We start from the raw sequence: 9,320 nt of genomic DNA, 5'->3' as shown, positions 1-9,320 counted from the left end.
TTTGCGTGCCCCCCATTGTCGCGCGTAAGGGCATCAGGGTGTTCAACCTGAAATTCGTTTCCCCGCCAGAGGCATAGACCGCGACGTTGCCCGGCCATTGCCGTGCGCTGGCCGCAATATGCGGCGCATGGGGCACCTCGTCACCGCGCAGCAGCGGCAGGTCCAGAAACAGCGCGTTCACCGGTACGGGCGCGACAAAGGGTTTCAACGCGACCAATTCGTCATCGAAGGGCGCGGGGTCATAGACTTCGGGCTCAATCCGCACGGCCTCGATCAAAGACATCTCCCCCATCTCGACCCGATCCACGCGGTACAGCGCCTCCCCCTCGCCATCGTCTGGCGGCAAGGCAATCACATCACCCGCGCCGACATCCATCATCGACGGCGGTAACGCCAGACGCACCCCTTCGCGTGCCACACGCGCCTCTGTCAGCCAGCGTTCAGCTGTCTGGTGCCCCTCCGCCCGGGTGAGCGCCATATTGAACTCTGACATCGCCACCGCATGGGTCGCGTCGTCAGGCAAGATCGCCTCTTCCGCGATCACCTCGTAGTCGCCATCCGCCTGCACAAACCGCAAGCGCAGACGCCCCGAAAGCTCCGCCTCTGCCTCACGGAACTGTTCCACCGGTGCCTCCAAATCACCCGAAACAGCCAACGTCTCTCTGTTCAGCGGCACGGCATCCAATCCGTCCCGCATGATGAAACGCAACACCCCGTCGCGTTCCACCGCATCAAAGCCATAGCGCAGCATCAACGGCTGCAACGCCGCGCGCGCATCGGCCACCTCGTCCACCACATAGCCGCGGACATAGCCATACAGCCCAGAGGTATCGAAATCGTTAACGCCAGCACGACGGCAGATCGCCGCCACGAGCTCGGACAAGGGCAGCGCTGCACTGCGGCCGTTCAGCCAATGCCCACGGGCGTAATTGCGACCATCGCTCCACAGCGCGCGATTATTGGGAAAGAAAGGATAGGGCCGCGTGTCCCAGGCCCAAACAAAGGCGCGAGTCATATCCACCATCGGCCCGCCATAGGCCGCCGAGATCGGATTATGCGCCGGATCCCGCCAATGATCCGCCACGGCACGCAGATATTGCATCTGCATCAACTCATCCCGTGCGCCCGACGAATAGCGCGGCAAACTGCTTTCAGAACTTTTGAGGTCAAGAAACTTGTTCGGCTGGTTGGTCCCCTTGTCCACCGCCGCGCAGCCGTATTCCGTAAACCAGATGGGCTTGGACCCGGGCTGCCAGCCCGTCGGCTCTGCTGCGCGCACGCCGCCAATACGATTGTGGTGCAGGTTCTCCCACCAGCCGCGCAGATCCTTGTAACGGTAAACCCAAGGCTCCCCATGGGTGCCATCGGTGATCGGCGTACGGCGTTGCGCCGCGCGCGCCTCGGGCGAATGGTAGTACCAGTCAAACCCTTCGCCCCCCGCAACATTACCCGCCAGATAGTCGAGAGCATAAATGCTGTCGCTTTGCTGCGCGTCCAGATGATCCGCACCGTCACGCCAATCGGACAGCGGCATATAATTGTCGATGCCGATGAAATCGATCGTGTCGTCGGCCCACAGCGGATCAAGGTGAAAGAACACATCACCGCTGCCATCCTGCGGGTGATAGCCGAAATATTCGGACCAATCCGCGGCATAGCTGATCTTGGTGCCCGCGCCCAAAAGCAGCCGCGCCTCTGCGGCCAGCGCGCGAAACGCCTGCACCGCGACAAAGCTGTTCCCCGCCCCGCGGATCTGCGTCAGCCCGCGCATCTCGGTGCCGATGCAGAAGGCCTCTACCCCGCCTGCGGCTTTGCACAGCGCGGCATAATGCAGGATGAACCGCGACATCGACCATTCCTGCGGGCCGGTATAGATGACCTGCCCGCCCGCAATGGTAAAATCCGCCGCCGTGACCGTGCCGAAGAACGCCGCCACCTCGTTATACGCGCTCAGCGTCCCGTCAGAGCTGCCCGCCTGACCCGGCGCTTTCGCCAGCGTGATCCGCCCCCGCCAAGGCAGCTTGGGCTGGGTGCCCGCATCGCTATAGGGATCGGGCAAGGTATTCCCATCAAGCTGGTCCATCAGGATGAACGGGTAGAACATCACCGCCTTGCCCGCCGCCTGAATGGCATGGATCGCCTCGATCACCGCGGCATCTGTGGGGGTGCCGCCATAGACCGGACGGTCGTCCTCGCGGGCGATCACCTCGGCGGTGCCGCGGGTCAGACCTGCCACCTGCCACGGCATGTTTTCGCCCTCGTCCTCGGCGCTTTCCACCTTGGGGCGCAGGCGGCATTCGCCGCAACGCAGATCATCGCCGAACCACGAGACGACCAGCGACGCGGCAGCCAGCTGCGGCAGGTCCTGCGTGGCATCCTCAAGCGCGGCGGCGAAATCACTGCGCCCGTCGGGGGTAGAGACATTGGCGCTCCACCGGCCCCCCTGTCCGTCGGTATAATGCACCGGAGTCGTCGCTAACGCGTATTCCCCTGTGCCGGGAATCAGCGCGACACCTTGAACCCCATGGGTCACACTGATGTCGGCGGCAGGCGCATCCGGTTCCTCTGCGCGCAGCACCTCGAAGGAAAACTGCGGCACGCGGTTGCCAAAGGGCCCCAGCCCGAGGTTCTCCATCACCACATAGGCCGTGCCGCGATAGGCCGGCACCGCGTCCGCCCCCTCGATCGCGGCAATCGTCGGGTCGGGCAGTTGATCGCGCGTCCCGCGATAAACCGCCATATTCAGCGCGTGGGCCGAGATTTCCTCCCCATCCGCCCAGATCCGGCCAATGCTGGTGATCTCCCCTTCGCACAGGGCGATGGCGAGGCTGACGCTATAGCTGTATTCCGTCGTCTGCGGGGTCGAGGGGGCGCCCTTGCCACCGCCGCCGCCCGTCACCGTCGTCGTCTCGGCAAAGTCCGAGGCCCAGATCACCTGTCCCCCGACACGCATCCGGCCATAGACCTGCGCAATCGCCGCGCCCTCGCCCGCCTGGGTCAAACGAAAGCGGTCAACCTTGCCGGTCTCGACCGCCTGCGCCCCTTGCCCCAGCAGCCGCTGGTCGATCACACGGCCAAGGGTCGCCCCCACGGCACGCCCAATGGCCACCGAAGACAATCCCGCCAACGTGCCCCCGACAGAGCCGCCAATCGCCGCACCTGCGGTTGAAAGAAGTATCGTCGCCATCAGATCGCCTCCGCCGGGAATTCAAAACGCGCCACAATGCGCCTGCGCCACGGCAGGCTCAGCGGGCTTTCCGTCACCCCATGCCCGCTGTAGCCGTGGATAAAGCTCGCCTGCGCACCGACCTCTGCCGCCACACCCAGATGTTTCGCCACCGCCCCGCTGCGCATCCGGAACAACAGCACGTCACCGGGGGCCTCATCGATCAGAACCTTGGGCGAGAGGTGACGCAGCGCAGCGCGCCAAAGCCGCTCGTCCCCCTGTGGTTCTGACCAGTCCATTGAATAGGAAGGGATCGCCTCCGGCTCCTGCCCCACCACCTCGCGCCAGATACCGCGCAACAGGCCAAGGCAGTCGCAGCCCGCCCCCTTGCGCGCCGCCTGATGCACGTAGGGCGTGCCGATCCATCCCCGCGCCGCAGCCACCACGGCGGTCCCGCGCGCGCTCATCTCAGCGACCCGCCGGTATTGCTCCCCGAGGATTTCGGCACCGCCATCATCCAATCCGCGCTCGGCACATCAGGAAAGCCCTGAAAGTTCAGCAAGTTGTTGAACTTCAGCCGACAGGTGGTGTGGCGTTTGTCGCAGCCTGCCACCAGTCTCAGCCGTTGCCCGGCGGTGATTGCACCGCGGATCGGCTCCCACAGCTCGACCTCGCGCCGCCCCTCCAGCACCCGGTCGTGTTTGATCATACCCCAAAGCCCCGCCGCAGGGCCGTCCAACACCTCAAGCCGCCCCCGCGCGAACCATGCGTCGTCAAACCCGTTGATCCCCTCCCAACGGAACACCCGCCCGTCCTCGTGCTCCTGCACGGCGAGTGTCACAGCATAGCCCGCCGTCGCCAGATCAAACCCGCAGGCCGCATCCCCCAGCACCGCGGTGCAGGGCTTCTGAAACACCCGCCCCAAGGGCCGGTTCAACGCCTCGGTCAACCCGCGCAGTTCTGCGCGAAAGGCACCGCCCGCGCGCTGCATCTCGCCAATCGTGCCGCGAAAGATCATGCAACGGGCGGCCACATCGGCCCAGTTCACCCGCCAGCAGCGCACCTCCGCCCCGTCAAAGCGCCCCTGCTCGATCTCGTCCTCGCGGATCGCGTCATCGCTCAGCGCGCCCAGCGCCTCTGTGTTATCCACCGACAGCCCCGTGCTCTGCGCCAAGGCCCGCGCACTCAGCCCGCTATCCGCACGAAACGCCAATCCATCAAAGTCGAGCGGCTGATCATGGTCGGTAAACGCGAGCGTCACCCCGTCCCGCCGCCGGATTGCCCAGGCCGTGCACAGCGTCGTCAGACCCCTGCGCGCATGCGCCAACACCGCGTCCTTGCCTGCCCCGCTCATACCCGCACCTCGATCACAGGCACATCCGGCACCTGCCCCGCCTGAAAGCTGGCAACGCTGACCAGAATGCGATCCGTGTCAAAGCGGACAGGCACGTCGAATTCAAACCCCGCCGACACCTGCATTTCGGGGTCCGGCGCATGGGCGAAACGGATGATGCCCGTGCTCAGATCAACCTCATAGTCGCTCCCCTCTTGCAGGGCGTCCTGCTCTATCCCCACGCGCACGGTTCCGGCAACCGGCTTGGTGATCGGTCTGACGTAGCTATGTCCACCCGAGCTATAGGTCTTGACCAGTTGATAGTCCGTCCGAACACCATCCCCGAAGCCAAGGCTCTGATCCTCGAAAGTGATCCCCACCGAAGAGGCGCAGGATTTGAAATCCGCCCAATCCTTCCAGCGAAACCCGTACATCTGCCCCATACGCGCCTCGAAGAACCCCGTGAGCGCTTGGACATCGTCGATAGAGCGCATCCCCAGCCCCGCATCATACACACGGCGTGAATGGGCCCAGGGGGTGTTGCGCTCCTCATACCCGTTGGCGAGCGTCACCACATCGGTACGGCGTTGCGGCCCCCCGAGAGATCCAAAGCTCAGGCTAGGTGGAAATCTGACATCGTGAAAATTCATCGGCTTGCTCCCCTAGCGGTTACGGTTGCCAGTGTTCAGCGCGCGGCTCAGCTGAGCGGCGATCTGGCTTTGACTGCGTTGGAATCCCTGCACATCAGGGGTGGTGATGTTCATGACCACGGTCGTCCCGCCGCTCGCGCCCCCTTTGACACCCAGCTTACCGTCCGGCCCCCGTGCCAAGGGCATGATCGCCTCCGGTCCGGCCTCGCCCATCAGCCCCATCCCCCCGCGCATGCCAAAGCCTGTGGCGGTGCTAACAATCCCCCCTTGAGCAAAGGGCATCACACGTCCTTGCGAAAACGCTGCCCCATCGGCAAAGGGGAGTATTCCCTGCACCAGTGATCCCACGCCCTGACTGATCAGCCCGCCGACGTGATCGGACACCGGCTTCATCGCCGCGTTGTAGGTCGTGTTCACCATCGACCGCGCCACGGTGGACAGGGCATCCGACAGTTTCATCCCGTCAAACGCGACACCATCAAAGGCCCTGCGTAATCCACGGCTCAGCCCCTTCTCTAACGTCGCGACATCCTTGCCTGTCGCGGCCAATGCGCTGCGCATACGGCGCAGTTCGGCATCGAAACCAGCCACCAGCGTGGCCGTCGCGCCAAGCGTCTCATTCAACCGCTCTGCGCCATCCTCTAGCCCTTCGAATGTATCATCCTGTGCCATCAGTCTTCCTCTCTCTGCCTATCGGGATAAGCCGCCATCAAGGCCGCCAATCCATCCCCCAACAGCGGAGCCCGCCCCGCCTCGCTCCCCAGCATCAGTTGCAGCTCTGCCGGCGTGAGCGCCCAGAATGCGTCGGGCGTCAGCGACAATCCCCTCAGCCCCGCCCGCAGTAGCGCGGCCCAGTCCATCCCCGGCGCGGTCTCTGTCGTGGTCCTCTTGGGCGGCACGCTCATACCGGCACAACAAAGGCACGCGCCAAAAGCGCTGCGGCGGCCTGAGACGCGGCCACCGGCCCGCCCTCGATCTCGGCCTGCGCGAGCGTCTCGGCACTTACCTCGGTGCCCCCTGCACGCAGCCCCGCGGCCAGCAGCAACAGCACATCCCGACTGCTGAACCGATGACCCTCGAACCGCTCGACCAAAGCCACCAGCGACGGCTCCTCCAGCGCGTCCTCCAGCTCGGCTAAAGCCCCCAGGGTCAGCCGTGCCACGCGTCGCTGACCATTCACCACCAGCGCCACATCCCCTCGCCACCGGTTCACCATGATCAGACCCCGCCCCCGGGTGCGTCTGCCGTATCCGCGGTAAAGCTCAGCTGCCCCGCGGATTGCAGGCTCAGCTCATAGGTCGCCTCGCCATTCAAAGACCCGCCATATTCAATGGCCGCCACCTGGAACGGCCCCTCGATAATGCCGAAGCTGGGGATCACGATCTGAAAATCCGGCGTCAGCCCGTCAAAAAACAACTGCCGTGCGCGTTCATCCGTGCCCGCATCGCGAAACACCCCCGACCCGCTGATTGCGGCAGATCGGACGCCCGCGCCCGCCAGCAGCTCGCGCCAGCCCCCCTCACTGTCAAGCGAGGTCACCTCAACCGGTTCCGCGTTAAAGCTCACCCGCGTGGCACGCAGCCCCGCGATCGTTTCGAACTGACCATCGCTCGTCATGTCCACCTTGACCAAAAGATCTTTGCCCGCTTGAACAGCCATATCCACTCTCCTGTTAATTTCCTGAAACCTCGGCTCAGCCGTCCTGAACCCGCGCCCTGAACCGCATCTCTATCTGGCGGCGCGCATCCGCTCCGACCTGTCGTGCGACGGCCCGCTCGAACCGCAAGCTCACCAGCCGCCCGCGGCTCAGGCCAAACCGCCCACCGACCAGCGCATCACTCACCGCAGCGGCCACCTGTTTCGCAGGGGCGAACCCCGCATGATGCGTGACGACAAGAACCGTGAACCGATGCTCCGCCCCGCCGCCCGTCCCGTCAGAGGCATCGCGCACCGCTTCGGACCCCAGCTGCACATACAGCGCCGGCACCTCCCCCGCAGGAGCCGCATCAAAAACCGCATCGCCCACAAGCGCCGTGATCTCCTGATCCGTGCTCAACACGCCAAAGACCGCCTGTTGCAGGGCAAACCCCATGCCATAGCTCATACCGCCACCTCCTCATGGGTCAGGCAAGCCAGATACCGCCCTTGTGCGTCCTGCTCGGCCACCGACTGGATCTGATAGACCCGTGTGCCCTCGCGAAAGCGCTGCTGCGGCAAGGGGCGCGCGGGATCGCCCACTGGCGCACCGCGTACCGTCACCACATAGACCCCGCGGCTCACCGCAATGCCGCCACGCCCCAAACGCCGGCCCCGCCGCGCCGTGACATCCGCCCAGAGATCCCCCACACGCACCCAGCTCCGGCTCTCTCCGCCCGCGCCATCAGGCTGAGGCACCTGCGCCTCCAACACCAAGCGGCGGTTCAACGACAGCCGGCTCATGCGCGTGCCCCCAAGCCGATCCGCAGCGGGCGGTAGCGCTCGATCAGGCTGCTCACCCCAAAGGGCATGCAGCCGTCCCCAAGGCGGGTCTCGTGGCGGTATTCATAGTAATGCGCCGCCAGCATCAGCACCGCCTGCTGCAAATCCGCGGGCACAGCGCCCCAGCTTTCCCCAAGCCCCGCCTCGAACAAGACCTCCACCGACCCTTGGGGCGGAATGAACGGCAGCATCGCCCCTGATGGCTTCAGCAGCGGGGTCTGCATATCGCGCACCAGCCAATAGCGCTGCGGCTCGATCACCGTCTCCATCGCATCCCGCGCCACCACGGTGACACCCACGATCTGCCGGACCGGCCCCACGGGCAAAGCCTGCGCCTGCGGGTCCGCCCACTCTTGCACGGTCATGGTAAACAACCGCGAGATCAACGCCTTACCTGTGCGCGCCTCAATCGCGGCAATGGCGGCACGCAGAAAGCTCGCCAAAACGGGCTCTTGTACGGTTTCGGTGCCAAAACCGCTGCCCATCCGCAAATGCGCCTTGAACGGCTCCAGCGGCAGATCGGCCTCCGCCACCCCTGTCTCTTCGATCAACATCTCATCGCTCCAAATCTAGCCCGCCAAAGCCCCCCGAACGCGCACCCCGACTGCATCGCTCGGTCGGAGGCAGCAGCTAGGCAATGCACCCGGCGCATCACGGCGCGCCCGGGGGATGGGGCCAGCCACCGCCAGCCCCCTGTTCGACCCCGCGCCTTAGGCGGTGCCGAATTTCAGCAGCTTGATCGCGGCAAAGTCGCTCACGTCGCCGCCCACCCGTTTTGTGGCATAGAACAGCACATGCGGCTTGGCGCTGAAGGGATCGCGCAGGATCCGCAGGTCGGGCCGTTCCGCCACGGTGTAACCGGCGGCAAAATCCCCGAAGGCGACCGAGAATGAATCCGCCGCCACATCGGGCATGTCCTCGGCCACCAGCACCGGATAGCCCATCAGCCGCGCGGGCTGGCCCTGCGTCATCCCGTCAGACCACAAAAACCGCCCGTCCAGATCCTTGAGCTTGCGCACAATGCCCGCGGTCTTCGAGCTCATCACAAAACTCGCCTGCGCGCGGTACTGCGCCCCAAGCGCATAGACCAGATCAACCACCGCATCCGCCGTGATCTCGCCAGCGACACCGGTGGGCACATAGCCCAGATTGCCCCACTCCCAGATCACATTGTCGACCGTGGCATGGGCCAGAAACCCCTTGGGCTTGTCGATCCCGTCCCCGTGGATAAAGGCTGCGGCCTCGGCCCGCGAGAATTTGTCGGCGATCCGCCCGGCCAGCCAGGCTTCGATGTCAAAGGCACTGTCATCCAGCAACCGCTGCGAGGCTTTGGGCAGCGCGCTCAGCTCGTGCAGCGGGATGGTGATCCGGTCGATCTGCGGCGTGTCGGTCTCGGACACGGCCCCCGTTTCTGTCGCCCAACCGGCACCCACATCCGCATGATCCACCAGCACGTCGTAAGAGGTCGCCTCGACCTGCACCACCGACGCAATCGCCCGGATAGAGGCCGCGGCATTCAACACCGACTTCACCCGATCCGAGGTCTGCGGGTCCACCAGATAGCCACCATCCGAATTCACCGCCGCCGACAGCGCCTTGCTCTCCAGCTCAAGCCCGCGCAACCCGTCGTCGTCGCCGTTGCGGATATAGGCATGCAGCGCCTTCTGATGCGGCGCGCCCGTCTCTACAGCCC

12 protein-coding genes are annotated in these 9,320 nt (G+C 65.0%); all 12 read right to left on the bottom strand.

Annotated elements, in window-relative coordinates:
* A partial coding sequence (locus tag B3849_RS08290; protein ID WP_286780013.1) for a baseplate multidomain protein megatron occupies window positions 1-3,187 on the bottom strand: 3,187 nt, incomplete at its 3' end.
* Window positions 3,187-3,633 (bottom strand): peptidase, encoded by a 447-nt coding sequence (locus B3849_RS08285; RefSeq protein WP_278424440.1) that lies wholly within the window; start codon window positions 3,631-3,633, stop codon window positions 3,187-3,189. The genes B3849_RS08285 and B3849_RS08290, both read right to left, overlap by 1 nt.
* Window positions 3,630-4,520 (bottom strand): DUF2163 domain-containing protein, encoded by an 891-nt coding sequence (locus tag B3849_RS08280; RefSeq protein WP_286780012.1) that lies wholly within the window; start codon window positions 4,518-4,520, stop codon window positions 3,630-3,632. Before B3849_RS08280 ends, B3849_RS08285 begins: the two co-directional genes overlap by 4 nt.
* Window positions 4,517-5,149, bottom strand: a complete 633-nt coding sequence (locus B3849_RS08275) for a DUF2460 domain-containing protein (RefSeq protein ID WP_037944011.1) — start codon at window positions 5,147-5,149, stop codon at window positions 4,517-4,519. The genes B3849_RS08280 and B3849_RS08275 overlap by 4 nt, the downstream gene beginning before the upstream one ends.
* A 12-nt stretch (window positions 5,150-5,161) precedes the next feature.
* On the bottom strand, window positions 5,162-5,821 hold the full coding sequence (locus B3849_RS08270) for a phage tail tape measure protein (RefSeq protein ID WP_278424444.1): 660 nt from the start codon (window positions 5,819-5,821) through the stop codon (window positions 5,162-5,164).
* Complete coding sequence (locus tag B3849_RS08265; protein ID WP_074635096.1) at window positions 5,821-6,054, bottom strand: rcc01693 family protein; 234 nt, start codon at window positions 6,052-6,054, stop codon at window positions 5,821-5,823. The genes B3849_RS08270 and B3849_RS08265 overlap by 1 nt, the downstream gene beginning before the upstream one ends.
* Entirely contained in the window at window positions 6,051-6,365 is a 315-nt protein-coding gene (locus B3849_RS08260) for a gene transfer agent family protein (protein ID WP_184582341.1), read from the bottom strand. The genes B3849_RS08265 and B3849_RS08260 overlap by 4 nt, the downstream gene beginning before the upstream one ends.
* A gap of 2 nt (window positions 6,366-6,367) precedes the next feature.
* Window positions 6,368-6,808: a phage major tail protein, TP901-1 family gene (locus tag B3849_RS08255; RefSeq protein ID WP_005852906.1), complete on the bottom strand. Its 441-nt coding sequence runs from the start codon at window positions 6,806-6,808 to the stop codon at window positions 6,368-6,370.
* A 34-nt stretch (window positions 6,809-6,842) separates the two neighbouring features.
* A complete protein-coding gene (locus B3849_RS08250) occupies window positions 6,843-7,253 on the bottom strand; it encodes a DUF3168 domain-containing protein (RefSeq protein WP_278424447.1) in 411 nt (136 codons plus the stop codon).
* The gene (locus B3849_RS08245) at window positions 7,250-7,588 is read right to left on the bottom strand and encodes a head-tail adaptor protein (RefSeq protein WP_243249999.1); all 339 of its coding nucleotides are present in this window, start codon (window positions 7,586-7,588) and stop codon (window positions 7,250-7,252) included. The genes B3849_RS08250 and B3849_RS08245 overlap by 4 nt, the downstream gene beginning before the upstream one ends.
* Entirely contained in the window at window positions 7,585-8,181 is a 597-nt protein-coding gene (locus B3849_RS08240) for a head-tail connector protein (protein WP_278424448.1), read from the bottom strand. The genes B3849_RS08245 and B3849_RS08240 overlap by 4 nt, the downstream gene beginning before the upstream one ends.
* Before the next feature lie 156 nt (window positions 8,182-8,337).
* Window positions 8,338-9,320: phage major capsid protein (locus B3849_RS08235; protein WP_286780011.1), on the bottom strand; the 983-nt coding region annotated here is incomplete at its 5' end.

The sequence above is a fragment of the Sulfitobacter sp. UBA4523 genome, assembly GCF_002388305.1.
GTDB lineage: Bacteria > Pseudomonadota > Alphaproteobacteria > Rhodobacterales > Rhodobacteraceae > Sulfitobacter > Sulfitobacter pontiacus.
This window is presented reverse-complemented; position numbering and strand designations above follow the sequence as displayed.

Bases quoted from the DNA above. Each gene is read 5' to 3' on its own strand.
- B3849_RS08265 (WP_074635096.1), bottom strand. From the start codon at position 6,054: ATGAGCGTGCCGCCCAAGAGGACCACGACAGAGACCGCGCCGGGGATG.
- B3849_RS08255 (WP_005852906.1), bottom strand. From the start codon at position 6,808: ATGGCTGTTCAAGCGGGCAAAGATCTTTTGGTCAAGGTGGACATGACG.
- B3849_RS08275 (WP_037944011.1), bottom strand. From the start codon at position 5,149: ATGAATTTTCACGATGTCAGATTTCCACCTAGCCTGAGCTTTGGATCT.
- B3849_RS08250 (WP_278424447.1), bottom strand. From the start codon at position 7,253: ATGAGCTATGGCATGGGGTTTGCCCTGCAACAGGCGGTCTTTGGCGTG.
- B3849_RS08245 (WP_243249999.1), bottom strand. From the start codon at position 7,588: ATGAGCCGGCTGTCGTTGAACCGCCGCTTGGTGTTGGAGGCGCAGGTG.
- B3849_RS08285 (WP_278424440.1), bottom strand. From the start codon at position 3,633: ATGAGCGCGCGCGGGACCGCCGTGGTGGCTGCGGCGCGGGGATGGATC.
- B3849_RS08240 (WP_278424448.1), bottom strand. From the start codon at position 8,181: ATGTTGATCGAAGAGACAGGGGTGGCGGAGGCCGATCTGCCGCTGGAG.
- B3849_RS08280 (WP_286780012.1), bottom strand. From the start codon at position 4,520: ATGAGCGGGGCAGGCAAGGACGCGGTGTTGGCGCATGCGCGCAGGGGT.
- B3849_RS08260 (WP_184582341.1), bottom strand. From the start codon at position 6,365: ATGGTGAACCGGTGGCGAGGGGATGTGGCGCTGGTGGTGAATGGTCAG.
- B3849_RS08270 (WP_278424444.1), bottom strand. From the start codon at position 5,821: ATGGCACAGGATGATACATTCGAAGGGCTAGAGGATGGCGCAGAGCGG.